The sequence below is a fragment of the Sporosarcina sp. P13 genome (assembly GCF_002743055.1).
Taxonomy (GTDB): domain Bacteria; phylum Bacillota; class Bacilli; order Bacillales_A; family Planococcaceae; genus Sporosarcina.
Window position 1 is genome coordinate 19,273 of sequence record NZ_PDYM01000005.1, and the last position, 18,822, is coordinate 38,094.

Sequence of the window (18,822 nt, forward strand, 5' to 3'; positions counted from 1 at the left end):
AAAAAAAGGCCCAAGCAAACTACTTGGACCTTTTCATGTATAATTATTTCGCTAGTAACTTCAATGACTCGCGATTGAATGCTGGAATATCGTCTGGTTGACGACTTGTAACAAGCTGATTTTGACAGACGACTACTTCTTTGTCTGCAAACTTTGCACCCGCATACTCCATATCGACGCGAATAGATTTATACCCTGTTGCGTCACGTCCTTCTAAAGTCTTTGCTGTAATTAACAGCTGAGGTCCGTGACAGATTGCGAATACTGGTTTGTCTGCATCCATGAACTCTTTGGCAAACTTTACGAAACGGTCGTCCCCACGCAAAATATCCGGTGAGAATCCACCTGGAATGAATAATGCATCATAATCAGACGACTTCACATTATCAATTGATTTATCTAGTTTCACTGCTGTATTCTCTTTCATACCCGTAACTTCCGCTCCAGCTTCCGTCCCAATGACTTCCATTTCATGACCAGCATCTTTATAAGCCTTCGCTGGTTTCAGATACTCTGAGTCTTCAAACATATCTCCTAATACCGTTGCAATTTTAGCCATATTGCTTACCACTCCTTAGTTGATGTTCTATATTTACTGTTCCACAAGTGTACGTTCCTTAAACATCCATCAACCAAAGTCTACTTCTTATGCATTTAAACGTGCAGTGACATTCGCTACATTCTTCATAAACATGTGTTTTCGTGTGCCTATATGAAGCTCCGGACCGGAAAATGCTCTACCGAATTTGATACGATCTTTTGCACTCGTCCGAATTACAGTCTTCACCGGACTCTCTGAACGCAGTTAAAAAAATACTCCAATAATAACAAGTGCAGCGATAATATAAAACCCGACAACTCCGATGACGTCAGCGGTTACAACAGGTTTCTTTTGGAACACGTCGATCAACTCGAGATCTTCTCGAAGTTGCTTTACTTCCTTACGTAATTCTTCCACTTCTTGATTTAGCGTACTGATTTCATGCGATTCCCTTGTAACTAGTTCCTGTTTTTCATGAGTCTTTTTATTAGTTTCCATAGAGCGGTCGCTCCTTTGCGGTTTCTTCACTATACGTTCAACCTGCCGTTTAAGATTCAACTCGCAACAAAAGTTTCCATTTGCAATTTTATGCGACTGGGTGTACTATTAGTTTACAAGCTGTATTGTTCGTATGTACATTAAGTTTTAACCTTTAAGCTGTAAAAGGGAGTTTATTACGAAACGGGAATGGCGTGCCGAGTTCCATTTTAGCAATTCGGACAAACAGGAACGTTTCCGCAAACACCCACTTTGAGGAGTGGTGGTTTAAAACTTTCTATGACTAAACTACGGCAAAGACGGCTTTTATAAACCGAGAAAACACCTTCCTTTTTAAAAAGGAAGGTGTTTTTTTATATGTCTATCAATCAAGCCACATCGCTACAGGATTCTGCACATTTACGGCAAGTTTTTTTCACACTTTCGACAGTGACCTCAGTCATGTTTTAAGCATTCCTCAAGTTGACATAGCACATCTCCATATGTACTAGCCTACCACATGTAATTTATTTTGTATTTTCCGCTCCCATTTATGCTTAAATGTAAATAACTCATTCCTTATTCATTGAAAGCACTTTCATTTCTCAGTTATACTAGTACCAATCATTAAAAATGACGAGGTGTTTACTATGAAATTATTTAAATGGACAGGTCCGCTTGAAGATGCAGGTCACTTACCCGAAGATACCCATGCGATTCTTATGAATAATGACGAGGAAGTTTTAGTATTACAGGAAGCTGAAGCTACACACTTAGAAAACACGGTCGAATATGAAGTAATGGATCATAGCGGCGACCTACCTTCTGGACGTTTCGCAGTGTTGAATAATATACCCGTGTCCGAAGATGGCCGCGAGATTTTTGAACAACGTTTTAGTAATCGTGCGCGTTTAATTGAGGCGGAACCAGGTTTCGTAGCCATTCGTGTACTACGTCCTATAGATTCCGATACATATGTCATTTTGACTATGTGGGAAGATGAAGAATCCTTTACAGCTTGGCAGTCTTCACAGGCTTATGGAAAAGCGCACGCCAAACGCGGCACAGATGACGGTGTCGATAAACGTCCGAATATCTTCCCAAGACCTTCATTTGTTACAACGTATAAAAAGTAATTGTATAAAAGATTAATTTACGACCATACTACTCCTGAACGTTTATCATACGTAAGGAGTGGATTTATTGGGTATTTTAGATGGCAATTCAAAAGACGAGCCGTTACACTATGGTGAAGTGACTGCAATTTGGGCATTTATTGGAGCCAATAACGGTTTAATCAGTGGCTACGAAGCCTTTGTCAATCAAGCAGGTGATGCAGATCTCAAAGAATTACTAGAACAAGCGATTAAGACGATGAAATCTGAGAATGCCTCATTCGGTAAAGTATTAAAAGCGAATGGTATCACGCCTCCTCCCGCGTTACCAGAGAGACCGAAATGTAATCGTGAGGACATTCCTGCGGGCGTTCTCTTTATGGATCAAGAAATAAGTGGAGCTATTTCCATTAATGTTGGTCAAGGACTCGTTTCATGCAGTTTGGCGATGGGTCAATGCTTGCGTGAGGATGTTGCCGCCATGTTTGCCAAAGCTCATATGGAAAAAACAGCATTCGGTGCAAAGCTACTAAGTTTGAACAAAGAAAAAGGATGGATTTTCCCTCCACCCTTTCATATGAATTAATCCTAAAAGAAATTTCACTGGTCACAGTGAAATTTCTTTTTTTGATGTAATAGTTTGTTCAATTCTGCACAAGCTATCTGTGTAGATGGCTAGTCCACTAACAATCGAAAAGGAAGTGCATACAATGAATAAACGAAAAGAAGATCGTCAACGTCAAGAACAACCAAATCAAAATCAGCGTCAGCGTCAAGGGCAACCAAATCAAAACCAGCGTCAGGGACAACCTGAAAACATGGAGTTTGGAGAAGAGTTTAACTTCGATCAGAAACGTGAACAGCCAAACGGTATAGAAAACAAAGAACGTCGTAACAACAGAAAGTAAACAGGTCTGAATAATTTAATAAACTATACCCTATAAGAAGGACGCTTTGAGAAAGTCCCTCTTATAGGGTGTTTTATTTATACATGAAAATGGTGTTTGGGTGAAATCAAAAGAAAAAAGTAGTTATTTGATAAAAGGGTACAGGATCAACTATACAATGCACCCTGTTACACTTCAAAAAAAACACATCATCCTTGCTGTTCTAGGATGATGTGTTTTTTCAGAACTATTCTATTGTTCCTGTACTTTGTAATTTGACGTCTGCCTTTACTTTAAATTCAATCGTCGGATACGCATTTTCCCACATCTTCACTACATCCCTTCGATGTAATCGAGTACTACGGTAATGCAATCCGAAGCCGAAAGGATCTAAATTTTCTTCCTGCATTCTTTTGAAAAAATGATATGCTTTTTTTTGCACTTCTTTGGATGCCATGTGATTGTACTCATCTAACTTGGATACGGAAAGTTTCTTATTTGACTCTCCAATAATTCCTTTCAGTTTAATGTGAACCTCAATTGTCTTTGGCGTTTGATTTTTACTTTCACTAATTTTATAGCTCATCTTACTTTCACTAATATCCAACAGTAACTTCAATTGATCATTTTTAACTTGATAAGTAAAGCCTGTAGAACCTTTTAATAGTGAATCATAATATTTAGTTTCCACAATACTGAGAATAACCGGTTCTTTCTCCCTAGAGATAACAACTGAATTATTCACTATTAACTCATCTTTTTTTTCGTTCGTCTCGATTAATGGCAGGACGGAATTAATCCCTTTTGCCAAATGATCCCTACGTAATTGAAATAAGTACGTCGTAACGATAAATGGGCTTTCAATTGCGGAATCCCCGAAGAGGTTAAATAATGCGACCGAGGCTGGCGCTTCAGTCGATGGCTCGACTTTCAGTATGGTTTCTGCCGATGGTCTAGCTGCAGCGACGTAGGCAATCTGTTGAATATCAGCGCGTCTTACAAAATAGTCCATAAATTCTTGCAAATGTCCTGCCAAAAGTTCCTCGTGAATAACAATTGTCTTCATATGTCCCAGTTCCAACACTTTATCCACATGCGTTTCCAACAAACGAATCGCTTCACCAACAGAGGCTCCTTCCTCAGATATATAAGCATAGCCTGGTTTTGTCGAGCTTTTAATAGCACCAAACGGTAATGCGATTTTCAATGTTACTTTAAAACCTTTATCAAATTTGTCTGAAGGGTCTATACCAACCGCAGCTACAAAAAGGCGTTTATCAATATCTTTAAAAGCACAACCTGTTTGTAGCAACACACTCCCTAGCAACAATGCCATTATTAACACTTTTATAATTGGGGAGTTTCTCATGACTTCGCCCTCCTATTTAGAACCCATAACAAACCTAACAATCCAATGATTACAACAAACATTAGGTTGAAATAATAGGAACTATAGGTAAACAAATCATACTCCGTCAATTTTACCGTGACGAGAAATGCCACTACCCAAAAAACCACCAGAAGTAGACAAGTACGTATAGTTTTTCCTTTATCAGTCATTGACTTTTTCAAACGAAATACATTTTCAAATAAATTAAATGAGATGTGCCAATGTATTACGATATTTAAAAATGCGATCGCCAAGAAGATTAACAAGAAGATAAATACGACACGCTCAATCACTCCATACTTCATTCGAATAGAATCACTCGTAAAGATCCAAGGGTAAATAATATCTTCAATACGATCAAATCCTAATACACCAATAGGAATAAAATAAGTCGTGAAGATGGTGAACACTCCCAATAGGAAAACGAGAGTAGCTTGTTTCAGGCCGAACGTCATTTTCTTTTTAAAAAGAGAATTGAGAATTATAATGTCAAACGTTCCAGTGAAGAAAAACAATGTTGTTGAAAAGACTAAATAATTTGGAGGATTATCGATAAACGTCATCGCTAACTTTACATGGTCCCAACTGATTTGCGGTGAAAAATAAAGCTTTACTACATAGTAAATAGCAAAAGGTAATAGCAAAACAAACACAAGTTCAAGTGTGAATAGAATACTACGACTCTTCATAATAACACCAAAGCTAATCACAACAATAAACATAGACAAGGTTGTGAATACAGACATTTCTGGAGTTAAAAACCGTAACAATAAATCGACGTATGTTATTAACGTCTGCAGACCCGCGATATACCAGATCGTCCCAAGTACCAACAAAATGGGTATTGAAATCCATCTATTTACATATAAATCTAAAATTTGCGGAAGGCTCTTACCTGGAAACGCTTTAAAAGATCTAATTAGTGCCCAATTGATAAACACTCCAAAAAACAGTGCAAGAACCATTGATACAATGGCCCCTTGTTCACTTTTACTAAATAAAATTCTTGGTCCAGCAGCAATGACATTAGCCACCATATTGGAGATTAATAAGTAATAAACAAAGCGACTCATTGTTCATCCGCCTCTAATTCTTCTTGGCGGTTTTTCCAGAACAATCGTAAGTACGGCTCACCAAAGCTATCCTTATTCACTAAATAGATAATTAACCCCAACATACCAAGAACTAAACCTGCTAGACCAAATACTGTTGTATAGATCAATAATAAAAAACGACAAACTCTAATTGCATAATTCATCTCACTAATCGGTATGACGAATGTGGAAATAGCTACTAATGATACAACGATGACCAAAATATTTGAAGTTAGCGCAGCCTCTACTGCAGCAGTTCCTAAGATCAATCCACCAACAGTAGTCGCTGTCGCACTAATGGTAGTAGGCAACCGCATACTAGCTTCTGTTAGTAGTTCTATGAATATCAGCATAAAAAACACTTCGATAAAAGAAGGATACGGTACACCAATTCGACTTGCCGCCACTGTCAATGCAAGCTCTGTTCGGAAAACATCTGGTGTGTAAGACGTAATACCAACATATAAAGCCGGCAACATAATACAAGTAAACAATCCACCATAACGAAGAAATTGAATTAATTTAACTACCCAAAATGAGTAATAATTATCTTCCATTGAAGCCATAAAATCAAAAAATACAGTGGGTGCTATTAGAGCATGTGGACTTCCGTCTACTATAATAATTACTTTTCCAGCTGCCATATTATGAAGGACTCGATCGGGTCGTTCCGTAAGAAGGGTCGTTGGAAATAAACTATATTTCACATCGTTCATATGATGCTGAAGATCCGAACTCCCCTGAATTAATTTTGCATCTATCGACTGAATACGCTTTTTTAAAACTTTCAACAACTTAGGACGAACAATATCTTTATCATAAACTAACGCGTATGATCGATTTGAAGCCTCTTCTAACTGCAATGTCTCGATGATAAGTGAAGGCTGATGATAACGTTGGCGAATCACATTAATATTTGTCTCCAAACTATCACTTAAGCCTAGTTGTGGGCCGTGAATGGTCGGTTCCATCTTCGCCTCTTGCACTGTATTAGACGCTATCATTTTTAATTCAAGTAAGTTGATTTGCTTGTCAAGCATGACAAAGACATTCCCTTTTGTTATTTCAATAAGAACATCCTCATCACCTGAAGGCATATTTGTTTCGTAAGGTAAGGACCCAATATAGTCCGCAAAGTTTTGTTCTTTGGGTAATTCATAGAAAGGCTTTACAATAATTTCTTGCAGTTGCATCATGTCTACTACACTTTTCAAATACAGCAAATGGACAATCCGTTCTTTACTTTTCAATGTTTTTTTCACTACATCGGCAGAAGGTGCCAATTGTTTGGCAAGCCGATTTAAATAGGCCGGTGCTTCGTTTTCTACTTCACCCAAAATCATCACTTCTTTCTTCGCGCGTAAGTATGTATTGTTTAGTTTGTCCGAATACTGGAATTTTTAATCAGTAAAGACTAAGAAGTCATGCGATTTACCAACTCAATATACTCTTCGGGAAATTGTTTCAAATCAGCTTAAAGTGGTTATTATAAAAAGAGGACTATGATTTTTAAAGAATGGGAGGAGGAAGAGCCATGAATTTAGCTGCCATTGGGGTACCGGGACTAATTATTATCTTAGTCATCATTTTAATACTATTCGGACCGCGCAAACTACCTGAAGTCGGTTCTGCAGTAGGAAAAACATTAGCCGAATTCAAAAAATCCGCAAAAGACATCATGGATGACGATGATGAGCCGAAGAAAATCGAAGCGCAGAAAGTAGAACCAAAAGAGCAGGTGAAATAATTGACACCCTCCGAACAAAAACAAACAAATGAATCTGTTGAATCTACCGAATCGGTTGATTCTATTTCTATAGAAGACTCTTTGCTTGAGCCTACAGTTGTAGATCACTTAACCGATTTACGTAAACAGTTGATTAAAAGCGTTGCTATCTTTTTAATATTTTTCATTGGCGTCTTCAGTACAATTAACCTTTGGTTTCCTTATGTTACAAGAGGACATAAGTTAATTGTACTAAGCCCGATGGAAATAATTTCTTTCTATATGTCAGTCTCTGCAGCTTTAGCATTTGGTTTAGCCTTACCTTTTGTCTGTAATTTTTTATGGCACTTTGTCAAACCAGGATTGAATGAGCGCGAAAGTCGTTTTCTAAGCCTGTACTCCCCTGTGATGTTTTTACTATTTACAGTAGGTTTAGCATTCGGTTATTTTGTCGTCAATCCGCTGAGCTATAACTTCCTTATTTCGCTCGGGGCGATGAATTTCGATATTATGATTTCTGCACAGGAATACGCACGATTTTTATTGCTTACGACTATGCCGATCGGTTTATTGTTCGAGTTGCCAATGGTCGCGATGTTTTTAGCTGCGATTGGTTTGTTGACTGGCGACACGATGAAGAGAGTGCGAAAGTGGTCTTATGTGACGTTAGGTGTACTTTCGGCATTGATTACACCACCTGATTTTCTAAGTCAATTAATCGTACTGATTCCGATGATGGGACTTTATGAAGCGAGTATCCGGTTAGTCATGCATATGGAAAAACGTTCGCAAATGAAAGCAGAAGAAAGCCAATCACGGCCAGCGTGATTGGCTTTTGTTATGTGGATAATCTACACAATTGCTTTCCGTTTACTTGAAGTTGGTATTTTTAGCTCTTCACGATATTTACTTACCGTTCTCCGTGATATCGTCACTCCTTTCACTTCCCTAAAATGATCAGCAATTTTCTGATCAGATAAAGGTTTTCGTTTATCTTCTTCAGCAATCAAAGTTCTTAGTAACGATTTAACCGTCGCTTGAGAAATACTAGCACCTGTCTCTGTGTCTAACCTGGAAGTGAACAAAGCACTCATTTCGAACGTTCCCACAGGTGTCTGTATGATTTTGTTCGATACTACACGACTAATTGTCGATTCATGCATCTCAATACGATCTGCAATATCCTTTAATGTCATCGGCACTAGCGCTTCACTACCATTTAGAAAAAACAACCGCTGTTTTTCTAGTAATTCCGTCACCATTCGAATAATTGTCTGGCGCCGTTGTTCAATACTCGACAAAAGCCACTGCGCTTTCTTATGATATTCATGCAAGTATGATGATAGCTCTGTCGAACCTTGTAGCGAGGAGACATATTCCTGCCGCAAACTAATTCTTGGTAATCCACGATCATTCAAATGAAAGGATAAGTTACCATCCTTCTCAGTAACGATAATATCAGGCGTTACGAATTCAATCTCTGTTCCTACAAGTTCAGGGCAAGGACGTGGTTTCAGTGTAAGTAAATACTCATACAAATCCTTTACTTGGTGCAATGTAATATCCATCCCCTTCGCAATTTCAGACCATTTCCGCTCAGCTACTAGAGATAAATAGTTTGCAATGAATTCCTCAGCCAGTTCAGGGTGGGATTGCGATTGCTTAACTTGAAGCAATAAACACTCGCGCAGATTCCGCGCACCAACACCAGGAGGTCCTAGTTGCTGCAATAACCCTATACCTCTTTCCAACTCGCAAGCATCCATCGACACCATTTCTTCAGATAAATATCCGTTATCATCTAAATTATGAATCAACGTTTTCAGTAACCGTTTTGTATCACTATCAGTGAAATTGACATTCACCTGCTTAATTAGCTGATCTCGCATACTTAACGTTTGTTCTTTTATCCATTCCTGAGGATCCTGTCCTTGTCCTCCCACTGAATTTCTCCCGTTTTCCTGAAATGAATCAGTTCTTTCACGTTCTTTTAACTCAATTAAGGGATTTTCTAATTCTTGTTCCCGAATATATAGTTCCAAATCATGTGTATTAAGCTGTAGTAACTCGATTGCTTGGCGAAGTTCCGTAGTCATTCTTAAATTTAATTCTTGCCTTTGATGAAGCACCATTTTCATATAATACGCCTCCAATTTATCTACTGATATTCCTGACCGACATTTGAATGCGCTTTCATTAGTCTATGTCTATCTTAACATGTAGATGAAATTATTCTATATAAATTAATAGTTTTGACGTATTTCTATCATCACCTATCCTCTCTATAACTTAATCTATATTATGACATTACGCATAACTCCAGATACTATAGGTTCATGAAGTCCTACCCGTTGAAGATTTTAACTCAATCCATAGAAAAGAGTCGAATGATGGGCCCCACATCAATCGACTCTTTTCACTTAATAATTTCATGTATTCCTTTATTTACTCTCTTTATGCAGTGTATGCTTCTTCAATCTAGGACTATATTTCATAAGTTCAATGCGCTCGGGATTCGTTCGTTTATTCTTTGTTGTCATATAATTACGATCGCCCGTTTCAGTACATACTAGCGTAATATTTACTCTCATTTCGTTCCCCCTATGTTAATTTTATATATTGAATGAAGGCAAAGGATCTTCAAACTCGGACCACTTCTGAGCCATTTCTTCTTCTGTAAGCAAACACTCATCCAACGCACATTCTACTTGGTGTCGATCCATATCAATACCGATCATGACGAGTTCTGTTAAACGATCGCCATGCACAGTATCCCAGCGCTCCAATATTTCCGGCTCTTCATTTGCAATTCTATTTTGTTCTGCTTGTGGATACGTCGCAATCCAATTACCCGCTACTTGGAACGTCAATGAAGGTCCCGCTTGAGACAATAGGCAAACAATGTCATTCCTTGTCGCCAACCAAATAAATCCCTTCGCTCGTACGACGTCCACGGGCCATTCCTCAATCCATGACATGAACCGCTCAGGATGAAAGGGCTTATTACGGCGATAGACAAATGAAGTAATACCATACTCTTCCGTTTCCGGAACATGCTCTTCATTTAATTCTTTCAACCATCCTGCCCCTTGACTAGATCTTTCAAAATCAAATAGCCCAGTGTTTAACACCTGATCTAAAGATACTTTTGAAAATTCACTTTCGATAATCTTAGCTTGTGGATTAAACTTCTGCACTACCGCCTTTAACTCATGAACATCTATCGATGCGACTAAATCAACTTTATTTAATACAATAACGTCTGCAAACTCTATTTGATCAATTAATAAATCCGCTATATCCCTTGTGTCCGTATCATCCACTGCCTGCTTACGGTCCAAAAGACTTTCCCCAGAAGCGTAATCGTTCCAAAAACGATTTGCATCCAAGACCGTTACCATTGTATCAAGTGTACAGATCGCGGACAGATCGATTCCGAGTTCTTCATCAATATATGTAAATGTTTGAGCGACCGGTATAGGTTCACTAATCCCGCTTGATTCAATCACGATATAATCAATCACACTGTCTTTCACCAACTTCTCCACTTCTATTAGCAAATCTTCTCGAAGCGTACAGCAAATGCAGCCATTCTGCATTTCAACCAATTTCTCATCCGTTTTGGAAAAACCATTTTGTTTTACTAAAGAAGCATCGATATTCACTTCACTCATATCATTAACAATTACAGCGACTTTCAAATTCTCCTTATTACTTAAAATATGATTCAGCAACGTCGTCTTACCTGAACCGAGATACCCACTCAATACAGTGACTGGAACTTTTTTTGTACCCAATAATTTCACTCCTTTTTTTGGAAAACAACCTATTATAAAAAAACTCCACATCTTAAACCGTAATGATTCCTATTTATAAAAGCGTAAAAAATACAACATCAATAAGTCTGCTTTATTATAAACAGGAATCATTCCTATTTGCAAGTGTTTTATTAATTAATTTCTAATGCTATAGGTTCAGACCCAGTAGCTATACATTATTTACCCATAGAAAAAAGTCGATTGACGGAAATCTTCCTTCAATCGACTTTTCTCATTCCATGTTATTTAGATATTCTTTCCAAGCAGTAATACCACCCTCTAAGAGAACAACATCACAATCACGATCTGCAAGGATATTCGCACACTTAGTTGCAGAGTTTCCAGTCGTACAAGTAATGATTACTTCTTTATCCGTTGGCATAGATGAAATAAGCACCTCTTGTTGATCCTCTAGCTTAAAAATCTCTGTTTTCGGTATGTGTATACTTTCTACTGTTGGTCCATCAATATGGAAGTCGTTATATTTATCTTCGGCTCTTACGTCCACAAGCACGACCTCTTCTTGCGACTTCATTTTCTTGAACAATTCTTCTGCCGTAATCGTTTTTAGTGTCAACTTGATTTCCCCTTTCCATGCAATCCATCCTAGTATAGACGATTTCTGAAAAGTTAGCGATACAAGACTACTTGTGATCTACTCATTAGAGTCCAGGTAAGAATCCACTCATCAAATTCAATAAATAAACCATACCGAGCGCAGACAACCCAGCGATGAAACCACCAATCGACCATGCTTGAATCGTTTGTGGAATTGTTAATCGTCCGAATTTATTAACAACCCAAAAACCGGAATCATTCGGTAATGACAAGCCAATCGCACCGGCACAAATCGCGAGTCCTAGTAGGATTGGAGATACACCAAGCTCGCCTGCCATCGGTCCGAGAATTGAGGATGTCGTAACAAGCGCAACTGTTGCCGATCCAAGTGATGCACGCAAGATTTGTGAGAAGATGAATGCCAGAATGAGAACAGGAATGCTCCAGCCTTGCATCGTTTCAATCAAATAATCACCGATGCCACTTTGATTGATGACGGCACCGAATGCACCTCCTGCTCCTGTAACAAGGATAATCATACCGGCAGAATTGATTGCTTCATCATATAGCCTTTTATACGGCACATGAATATACGGTTTCAATACAATCAATGCGACAATCACACTGATCAGTAGAGCGACATTTTTATCTCCGATGAAACCTAGAATGCGTGACGCTGTTCCTTCTTCTAACCATAACTTTGTTACTGTATTTAAGAGAATCAAAATAATCGGTAACCCGAGCATGAAGAAAGATAAACCTGTAGAGATTTCTTTGCGTCCTTCCACAGGTTCAGGGACGACAATATCTTCCACTAGTTCTTCAGGTGTTGTATGAATTCGTTTACCGATGAACGTTCCGTAGAAATAGCCACCGATCATAGTGGCAGGTATTGCACAAATAATACCGTACAAGATGAATAGCCCTAGGTCTGCCCCTGTATTCTCTGCCACGACAAGTGGACCTGGCGTTGGCGCAATCATACTATGTGAGACAATCAAACCAACACCTAGCGCGGTAACGAATGTTACGATTGAAATTCCTGTACGTCTCGACAAACTTTTCACTAATCCGCTTAAAATGACGAATGCTGCGTCAAAGAAGACGGGAATCGAAACAGCGATTCCTGTTAATGAAAGTCCTGCTGCTGAATGTTTTATACCAAACACTCGTAGCACAGCACCCGCAATTTTCTCGATTGCCCCCGATACACCGAGGAACTGACCGAAAATAACACCTAGACCAATCAAGATTCCCACACCGACTAACGTATTACCAAAACCGGTCGTAATCACTTTCGGAATTTCTTCTATTGGAAAACCAAGTGCAAGTGCCGTAACAAAAGCTACGATAATTAACGTCACAAATGGTTCAATCTTCATTTTCAAAATCATGAAGAATAAAGCTGCGAGTGATAGTAAAAAAATTACGATTAGCATATTACCTTCTACCATATAGACACTCCTCAATCCTTGTAGTCTAATTTTTCTACGACATCACGTAGCGTATCGACTTCTCCAACGTTTCCGGGGAAAATAATATACGGAATACCTGGAAAACGACTTTCTTCTCCTGTTTGCCATACGGGTATACCAGGAGCGATCTGGCCCGCCACTTCCGCCTTTTTCACGGCTAATCCAATTGTCCCTACATCACTCGACGTGATTCCGCCTTTAGCGATAACGAACGCTGGTTGCGGATGACAGTTTGCAACAAATTGCGTCACAGCTGATGAAATTTTCACAGAAAGCGCCAATTCCTCTTCTTGACGTCCTTCCCCTAGATCCAAACGTGCACGGGAAGTAAACACACAAACCGTCGTTCCTTCACTGATTTTCTCATTGATTCGTTGTTGAATACGTTCTACCTCTTCATTGAATTTCTCTGTATCTACCACTAAGTTACAATGAAATTCCATAAACTCTACTGATTCGAGTGACTTCAGTGCATTCAACTGATCCGTCGTTTTCTGTACATGGGATCCGACAACGATTAATCCACCTGCTGTCGATTCATTGTGCATTAAGTCTTTTTTCATCAAATATGGTTTGGAAGAAATATTACCAATTACTTTTGTAAAGGAAGCAGCCGTTCGGAATAGGAAGTGTTTTCCTTGATCCATGACACGCATCAAAGCAATCGTGAACACTTGTAAGTCCTCTTCTGTTACCGCATTAACAATCAACTTCTGGAAATCTTCCAGTTGATTTAATTTCCACTCAATTGTTTCAAAGTCAAACGTGCGCAACTCGTCTAGCGAAACGGATAACACACTTTCTGCAGGGTATTGATTTTGCGTTTTCTCAGCGATATATTCTTTCAAATTACTTTTCGTAAACCCAAACATCCGGTCTTTCGCAAATTCCGTTTCACCAGCTGGAACATACTGTCCATTCTGTATGACATAATGCACGTCATCAATCGTTTCTCTGCCGCCTTCTTTGAAAAACGGAATGAGTATTTCGCCATCGACAGTGTAGGCATCATTTCTCTCCAGCGTATTTTTCAATACTTCCGTCTCTAGGGGATAATGACCACGCAACGTAGAATCACCTCTGCTAATCATTAAAAATTCTTTTCCTGTTCGCTTGGCTGCAGCGGCCACTCTTTCTGCAATCTGTGTATGAACTTTCGTTGTCTCATCAACAGAAAATGCACGAGAATTGGTTAATAAAAACACCAATTGGCGCGGTTCATCAAACATGGCCTGAATGGTTTCTGCAGACCAATCTGTATAAACGGGAATACCATGAACTGTCTGAACACCCGTAGGATCATCATCCAAAACAATGATTTTTTGACCGAATACAGATCGTTCCGTGTTCCATAATGACTTTAACCCTGGGCTGTATGATTGTAGTTCTTCGATTCGTTTCCTCAAATTACTTACCACCCTTAGGCACTTCAAAATTCGCCAATTTTTCATAGTACTGAATCAAACCTACGTGATCGTCCGCGGCTTTGCCATCCACTTTCAACGCATGAAACATTTCGAGCACATCTGTCGTCAACGGCATCGGCACACCAATATCGCGTCCTGCTTGCACGACATTTGTCAAATCTTTCATATTAATATCGATTCGTCCGCCTGCTTGGAAATTACGCTCCAAGATAAGAGGTATTTTCGCATCCAACACTGTACTACCCGCTAGCCCACTTCGTATCGCCTCATACATCTTTTCAATATCTACACCTGCTTTAGATGCTAGTACCACCGCTTCTGACATTGCCGCGATTGTCACATTCACTAGAATTTGATTTGCTAATTTAGTCGTAGAACCGCTACCGTGACCTCCGACATGCGTCACGTCCGCAGCCATTGCCTGCAGAACTGGAAGAGCTTTCTCTAAATCGTGGTCTTCACCACCAACCATAATCGCTAATGTACCATCAATCGCTTTCGGTTCCCCACCACTTACGGGGGCATCCATGAACCCGACACCTAGCTTTTTGAGTTCATGTGCACAGAATGTCGAATCCGCTGGCGATACGGAACTCATGTCAATGACGATTGCTCCTGGACGAAGTATTTCACTAATGCCGTTCATGCCAAATAGCACATCACGCACGATTGCCGCATTTGGCAACATAGTAATGACAATATCGCTGTCCTTTGCAGCATCCACAGGAGAAAGCGCTTCCACTGCGCCCGCATTAGTTACGAATTGCATAGCTTCTTCACTTAAATCAAATGCCTTCACTGTCAATCCAGCTTTTACTATATTCAATACCATAGGACGTCCCATGATTCCAAGACCAATAAATCCAATTTTCATAAGGAATTTCCTCCTTTAATTATGTAACAATTAATGCTATTAGTATACAATAAGTATTCTGTCTTGTATACATTTTATCCACTTTTGAATACTTTAACGCAAAATGTGAAATTATCTTGTATACTGTATGGTAATGAACGGAGGAGATGCGTAATGGAGATCACTTCACGGAGTGCACAATTGCTGGCGTACGAAACAATAAGAGAGCAGATTATTACCGGCAGTTACCCAGGTGGCATGAAACTAGTGGAAGTTCAACTTGCTGAAGAGATTGGCGTGAGTCGGACACCGGTACGTGAAGCCATCCGCCGTTTAGAGCAAGAAGGATTGATTAAACGAAAAAAAGTAATCAAACCAACGGAAAAAGATCTACGCCATATGTTTCAAATGCGTACGCTAATTGAAAGCCATGCAGCAAAAATGGCAGCTACATATATGTCGCCAGAAATTATTAGTAAGTTACGTAGAAGTATTCATCTAGCAAAAACGAGTGACTCGCAAGGTATCGTCAAAGCAAACAAAGATTTTCACGATCTAATTGTCCAGGAATGCAGAAATCCAATCATGATTGATACGGTGGATAAGATGCAGTCAATTATCTATTTGTTCAGCAAAACCGTTGTCCAGTATCAGCGACCTTTGCTTATTGAAGAGCATATTAAGATTTGCGATGCGATTGAACGGCGTCAACCCGAACTTGCGAGTAAACTAATGGAAGACCATCTAAAAGCAGATCTCGAGTTTACCCTTACTATCGTTGAATGAAAAAAAGATAGGTATCCTCCAAGTAAACACATTAGAGAACGTCCTATCTTCTATTAGTATGTACGACTATTCTGCATTTTATACAAAAAACTCCATCAACTGTTGCTAGTTGACGGAGTTTCTTTTAGACATTCGCTCGTACGGGTGCGGGTTCATGCCAAGGATAGTTATTTGTTAAAACAGTTGCAAGATCCTTACTCTGTTGCTTACGCATTTTACGGATTTCCGCACGTTGAGGAGCCGTTTCATGCAAATACTTTTCCTCTTCTGTTTCAGGAACAACTTGCGGTACCGCTAACGGCTTCTTGTGCTTATCCAACGCAACAAACGTCAATAAAGAGGTGGCCGCTACTTTACAATCCCCACTTGCCAAATCCTCTGCGATGACTTTAACAAAAATCTCCATAGAAGAATTTCCAGTCCACGTCACATAGGATTCGAAACAAACAGAATCAGAAGGACGAATTGGGTGTAAGAAATCCACGGAATCCATGGATGCTGTGACACAATCCGCCCTACTATGCCGTGCCGCGGAAATCGATGCGATTTGATCGATATCACTCATCAAACGTCCACCAAATAACGTGTTGTGATTATTTACATCATTTGGAAAGATCCTACTCGTTCTGACGACCCTAGATTCCCGGCACTGCTTTTCTAGTCTCATTGTAAATGAAGCCTCCTCTAGATTTGTATTCGACTACCTCGCTAAGTAGATCGAAAATTTGAATAAGTCCTATTATCCTATTAAATATACGCCCCGTTCACAAAGTTGTCAAGATTAAAAACTTGTCGGTTTAACTACGCTTAATCAATTATTTTTCTGTAACGGTGAAATATCCTTTTCTTCTAGCAAGCCTATTTCAAGTAAACCTTTCAAGATTCCATCATCGTCACAAGATGCGGTGATTACATCTGCTACTTCTTTTAATTCCGCAATCCCATTTTCCATTACAATCCCCGTACCTACCGATTGAATCATTTGCATATCATTTAACCCGTCTCCAAATGCGTAGCTATTTTCGATTGGGATATTCAGATAGTCCAATATTTTTTGAATGCCTACTGCTTTAGACGCGCCATCAGGAAGCATATCTACTGAACTCTCATCCCATCTAACAAACGAATATCCTTTGAATATATCCATATACTCTTCTGTTTCTTCAACATTACTATAAATCTGTACTTGATTAACGTCGGAATGTAAAAAAATGTTAGAGTCTACTGGAGGATACGGTATTTTCAATCGTGTCGTGCAGCCTATCACTAATGGGTGAGCCGCAACATTTGTCACAAATGACTCAAACGTGGCGTACGTTAAACCATGTCCATTTCTTTCGGCCACCTCAGTTAGTTGCTGAAGCACTTCCCGTTTTATTGGGTTTGAGTAAATTTCTTTACCTTCGAATACGACATGTTGACCATTCATCGATATATAAGAGTCAAATGATAATTCCTCCAGCAACCATTTAAACATCAATGGTGCTCTTCCCGTACAGATTACTGTATAAACCCCTTTAACCTGTAATGCTTTCAACGCTTGCTTCGATGACTCCAAAATCGTCTTATCACGGCTCATTAATGTGCCATCTAAATCAAAAAACACAATTTTCTTATTTGATACCATTTAAGATTCTCCCTTCTCGCCCTATTATCCTAGTAATTACGCTATCATTGACAATGATACGCTATTTGTTATTATGATTGAATTCGTTTGTTCTTTTTCCAGACGACAAATACAACTACGTGGAGGTAATTATAATGAATCACAACGAAGAACGTGTAAGCGGGGAAAACGTCACGGATTATTTACAGCGACCAACATTCACGAGTGTTGATGAAGAAAGACAATATAATAAACAGCGATTAGCTGGAGCCTTCAGATTATTTTCTCGTTTCGGCTTTACGGAGGGGGTAGCAGGTCATGCAACCTATCGGGATCCAGAATTCAAAGATCATATGTGGGTAAATCCTTACGGTATCGCTTTCGGTAAGATCAAAGCATCGGATTTAGTTTTGGTTAATCCCGATGGAGAAGTAGTACAAGGTAAATACTCACTACATAAATCTGCACTCATGATCCACTCGGCTATTCACGAAGCAAGACCTGACGTGATTGCTTCAGTTCACTTACACCCTTTATACGGTAAGACATGGGCATCGACAGGCCGATTAATCGATCCATTAACGCAAGATGCTTGTGCTTTTTATAACGATCACTCCGTATTAGATGAATTTTCAGGGGTTGTTTATGAAGAAGATGAAGGTGTGAAAGTAGCAAATGCATTAGCTGATAATAAAGCGATATTTTTAAAGAATCATGGCCCATTAACCGTTGGACAGTCTGTGGATTCTGCAGCATTCTGGTTCATCACACTTGAACGTTCTTGCCAGGTTCAACTACTTGCAGAAGCCGCCGGTATTGTAAACCCAATTCCTGCTAAGTATGCAGCAAGTACAGCAAAACAAGTAGGTAGAGAAGCTGATGGATGGGAAAACTTCCAGCCATTGTGGGAGAAAATTGTCGGCGATGAACCAGACTTTCTCGATTGATAGGTTAAAATGAAACTACTCGACAAAAAAGCGATTATTTCCTCGGAAATAATCGCTTTTTTGTCTTTATTCATCTGCATAACCATTGCGCTGTTACGAAGATTAACAGATTGCGCCGAATA

21 protein-coding genes and 1 other RNA gene are annotated in these 18,822 nt (G+C 39.3%); 8 read left to right on the top strand and 14 right to left on the bottom strand.

What is annotated here, in order from left to right; translation table 11 throughout:
• Positions 1-43: 43 nt before the first annotated feature.
• Together CSV79_RS04155 and CSV79_RS04160 are read right to left on the bottom strand one after the other, a co-directional pair.
• Positions 44-559, bottom strand: coding sequence for a type 1 glutamine amidotransferase domain-containing protein (locus CSV79_RS04155; protein ID WP_099687775.1), 516 nt, complete (start codon positions 557-559; stop codon positions 44-46).
• 246 nt (positions 560-805) lie between these two features.
• A complete protein-coding gene (locus CSV79_RS04160) occupies positions 806-1,039 on the bottom strand; it encodes a hypothetical protein (RefSeq protein WP_099687776.1) in 234 nt (77 codons plus the stop codon).
• A gap of 114 nt (positions 1,040-1,153) precedes the next feature.
• Between CSV79_RS04160 and ssrS the strand changes: the two genes are divergently transcribed.
• The 4 genes from ssrS (at position 1,154) to CSV79_RS04180 (ending at position 3,041) form a co-directional block, all read left to right on the top strand.
• Positions 1,154-1,349: non-coding RNA, 6S RNA (ssrS, locus tag CSV79_RS04165), on the top strand.
• Positions 1,350-1,668: 319 nt separating this feature from the next.
• Entirely contained in the window at positions 1,669-2,154 is a 486-nt protein-coding gene (locus CSV79_RS04170) for an antibiotic biosynthesis monooxygenase family protein (RefSeq protein ID WP_099687777.1), read from the top strand.
• A 67-nt stretch (positions 2,155-2,221) separates the two neighbouring features.
• Positions 2,222-2,719: a DUF3231 family protein gene (locus CSV79_RS04175; protein WP_099687778.1), complete on the top strand. Its 498-nt coding sequence runs from the start codon at positions 2,222-2,224 to the stop codon at positions 2,717-2,719.
• Positions 2,720-2,843: 124 nt separating this feature from the next.
• Complete coding sequence (locus CSV79_RS04180; RefSeq protein ID WP_099687779.1) at positions 2,844-3,041, top strand: hypothetical protein; 198 nt, start codon at positions 2,844-2,846, stop codon at positions 3,039-3,041.
• Between the two features lie 226 nt (positions 3,042-3,267).
• Here the strand turns inward: CSV79_RS04180 and CSV79_RS04185 are convergent, their stop codons facing one another.
• The 3 genes from CSV79_RS04185 to CSV79_RS04195 are packed head-to-tail and all read right to left on the bottom strand — an operon-like array spanning position 3,268 to position 6,841.
• Positions 3,268-4,389 carry a Ger(x)C family spore germination protein gene (locus CSV79_RS04185; RefSeq protein WP_099687780.1) on the bottom strand — a complete coding sequence of 374 codons (1,122 nt, stop codon included), beginning with the start codon at positions 4,387-4,389 and terminating at the stop codon, positions 3,268-3,270.
• Positions 4,386-5,483, bottom strand: a complete 1,098-nt coding sequence (locus CSV79_RS04190) for a GerAB/ArcD/ProY family transporter (protein ID WP_099687781.1) — start codon at positions 5,481-5,483, stop codon at positions 4,386-4,388. The genes CSV79_RS04185 and CSV79_RS04190 overlap by 4 nt, the downstream gene beginning before the upstream one ends.
• Positions 5,480-6,841 (bottom strand): spore germination protein, encoded by a 1,362-nt coding sequence (locus CSV79_RS04195; protein ID WP_233201358.1) that lies wholly within the window; start codon positions 6,839-6,841, stop codon positions 5,480-5,482. The genes CSV79_RS04190 and CSV79_RS04195 overlap by 4 nt, the downstream gene beginning before the upstream one ends.
• A gap of 179 nt (positions 6,842-7,020) precedes the next feature.
• On the opposite strand from CSV79_RS04195, the gene tatA reads away from it, so the two are divergent.
• Together tatA and tatC are read left to right on the top strand one after the other, a co-directional pair.
• Entirely contained in the window at positions 7,021-7,251 is a 231-nt protein-coding gene (gene tatA / locus CSV79_RS04200; protein WP_099687783.1) for a twin-arginine translocase TatA/TatE family subunit, read from the top strand.
• Positions 7,252-8,058 (top strand): twin-arginine translocase subunit TatC, encoded by an 807-nt coding sequence (gene tatC / locus CSV79_RS04205; protein ID WP_099687784.1) that lies wholly within the window; start codon positions 7,252-7,254, stop codon positions 8,056-8,058.
• A 23-nt stretch (positions 8,059-8,081) separates the two neighbouring features.
• Here the strand turns inward: tatC and rpoN are convergent, their stop codons facing one another.
• The 7 genes from rpoN to garR form a co-directional block, all read right to left on the bottom strand.
• Entirely contained in the window at positions 8,082-9,368 is a 1,287-nt protein-coding gene (gene rpoN / locus CSV79_RS04210; protein WP_199171868.1) for an RNA polymerase factor sigma-54, read from the bottom strand.
• Positions 9,369-9,671: 303 nt separating this feature from the next.
• Positions 9,672-9,821, bottom strand: coding sequence for a 50S ribosomal protein L33 (rpmG, locus tag CSV79_RS04215; RefSeq protein ID WP_099687786.1), 150 nt, complete (start codon positions 9,819-9,821; stop codon positions 9,672-9,674).
• A gap of 21 nt (positions 9,822-9,842) precedes the next feature.
• Positions 9,843-11,027, bottom strand: a complete 1,185-nt coding sequence (locus tag CSV79_RS04220) for a GTP-binding protein (protein WP_233201360.1) — start codon at positions 11,025-11,027, stop codon at positions 9,843-9,845.
• 253 nt (positions 11,028-11,280) lie between these two features.
• Positions 11,281-11,625 carry a rhodanese-like domain-containing protein gene (locus tag CSV79_RS04225; RefSeq protein ID WP_099687788.1) on the bottom strand — a complete coding sequence of 115 codons (345 nt, stop codon included), beginning with the start codon at positions 11,623-11,625 and terminating at the stop codon, positions 11,281-11,283.
• An 85-nt stretch (positions 11,626-11,710) separates the two neighbouring features.
• A complete protein-coding gene (locus CSV79_RS04230; RefSeq protein WP_099687789.1) occupies positions 11,711-13,060 on the bottom strand; it encodes a GntP family permease in 1,350 nt (449 codons plus the stop codon).
• An 11-nt stretch (positions 13,061-13,071) separates the two neighbouring features.
• Entirely contained in the window at positions 13,072-14,532 is a 1,461-nt protein-coding gene (locus CSV79_RS04235) for a four-carbon acid sugar kinase family protein (protein WP_369824917.1), read from the bottom strand.
• Positions 14,489-15,382 (bottom strand): 2-hydroxy-3-oxopropionate reductase, encoded by an 894-nt coding sequence (gene garR, locus CSV79_RS04240; protein ID WP_099687790.1) that lies wholly within the window; start codon positions 15,380-15,382, stop codon positions 14,489-14,491. Before garR ends, CSV79_RS04235 begins: the two co-directional genes overlap by 44 nt.
• 153 nt (positions 15,383-15,535) lie before the next feature.
• Between garR and CSV79_RS04245 the strand changes: the two genes are divergently transcribed.
• Positions 15,536-16,147 (top strand): GntR family transcriptional regulator, encoded by a 612-nt coding sequence (locus CSV79_RS04245; protein WP_099687791.1) that lies wholly within the window; start codon positions 15,536-15,538, stop codon positions 16,145-16,147.
• Between the two features lie 124 nt (positions 16,148-16,271).
• On the opposite strand, the gene CSV79_RS04250 is transcribed toward CSV79_RS04245, so the two are convergent.
• Both CSV79_RS04250 and CSV79_RS04255 read right to left on the bottom strand, forming a co-directional pair.
• Entirely contained in the window at positions 16,272-16,814 is a 543-nt protein-coding gene (locus CSV79_RS04250; RefSeq protein ID WP_099687792.1) for an acyl-CoA thioesterase, read from the bottom strand.
• Positions 16,815-16,958: 144 nt separating this feature from the next.
• Positions 16,959-17,774: a Cof-type HAD-IIB family hydrolase gene (locus tag CSV79_RS04255; protein ID WP_099687793.1), complete on the bottom strand. Its 816-nt coding sequence runs from the start codon at positions 17,772-17,774 to the stop codon at positions 16,959-16,961.
• A 134-nt stretch (positions 17,775-17,908) separates the two neighbouring features.
• On the opposite strand from CSV79_RS04255, the gene CSV79_RS04260 reads away from it, so the two are divergent.
• The gene (locus CSV79_RS04260; protein ID WP_099687794.1) at positions 17,909-18,700 is read left to right on the top strand and encodes a class II aldolase/adducin family protein; all 792 of its coding nucleotides are present in this window, start codon (positions 17,909-17,911) and stop codon (positions 18,698-18,700) included.
• The last annotated feature ends 122 nt before the right edge of the window (positions 18,701-18,822 follow it).

Bases quoted from the DNA above. Each gene is read 5' to 3' on its own strand.
- garR (WP_099687790.1), bottom strand. From the start codon at position 15,382: ATGAAAATTGGATTTATTGGTCTTGGAATCATGGGACGTCCTATGGTA.
- CSV79_RS04245 (WP_099687791.1), top strand. From the start codon at position 15,536: ATGGAGATCACTTCACGGAGTGCACAATTGCTGGCGTACGAAACAATA.
- CSV79_RS04250 (WP_099687792.1), bottom strand. From the start codon at position 16,814: ATGAGACTAGAAAAGCAGTGCCGGGAATCTAGGGTCGTCAGAACGAGT.
- CSV79_RS04155 (WP_099687775.1), bottom strand. From the start codon at position 559: ATGGCTAAAATTGCAACGGTATTAGGAGATATGTTTGAAGACTCAGAG.
- rpmG (WP_099687786.1), bottom strand. From the start codon at position 9,821: ATGAGAGTAAATATTACGCTAGTATGTACTGAAACGGGCGATCGTAAT.
- CSV79_RS04185 (WP_099687780.1), bottom strand. From the start codon at position 4,389: ATGAGAAACTCCCCAATTATAAAAGTGTTAATAATGGCATTGTTGCTA.
- CSV79_RS04180 (WP_099687779.1), top strand. From the start codon at position 2,844: ATGAATAAACGAAAAGAAGATCGTCAACGTCAAGAACAACCAAATCAA.
- CSV79_RS04230 (WP_099687789.1), bottom strand. From the start codon at position 13,060: ATGGTAGAAGGTAATATGCTAATCGTAATTTTTTTACTATCACTCGCA.
- CSV79_RS04255 (WP_099687793.1), bottom strand. From the start codon at position 17,774: ATGGTATCAAATAAGAAAATTGTGTTTTTTGATTTAGATGGCACATTA.
- tatA (WP_099687783.1), top strand. From the start codon at position 7,021: ATGGGAGGAGGAAGAGCCATGAATTTAGCTGCCATTGGGGTACCGGGA.
- rpoN (WP_199171868.1), bottom strand. From the start codon at position 9,368: ATGAAAATGGTGCTTCATCAAAGGCAAGAATTAAATTTAAGAATGACT.
- CSV79_RS04235 (WP_369824917.1), bottom strand. From the start codon at position 14,532: ATGAAAAATTGGCGAATTTTGAAGTGCCTAAGGGTGGTAAGTAATTTG.
- CSV79_RS04160 (WP_099687776.1), bottom strand. From the start codon at position 1,039: ATGGAAACTAATAAAAAGACTCATGAAAAACAGGAACTAGTTACAAGG.
- CSV79_RS04170 (WP_099687777.1), top strand. From the start codon at position 1,669: ATGAAATTATTTAAATGGACAGGTCCGCTTGAAGATGCAGGTCACTTA.
- CSV79_RS04260 (WP_099687794.1), top strand. From the start codon at position 17,909: ATGAATCACAACGAAGAACGTGTAAGCGGGGAAAACGTCACGGATTAT.
- CSV79_RS04190 (WP_099687781.1), bottom strand. From the start codon at position 5,483: ATGAGTCGCTTTGTTTATTACTTATTAATCTCCAATATGGTGGCTAAT.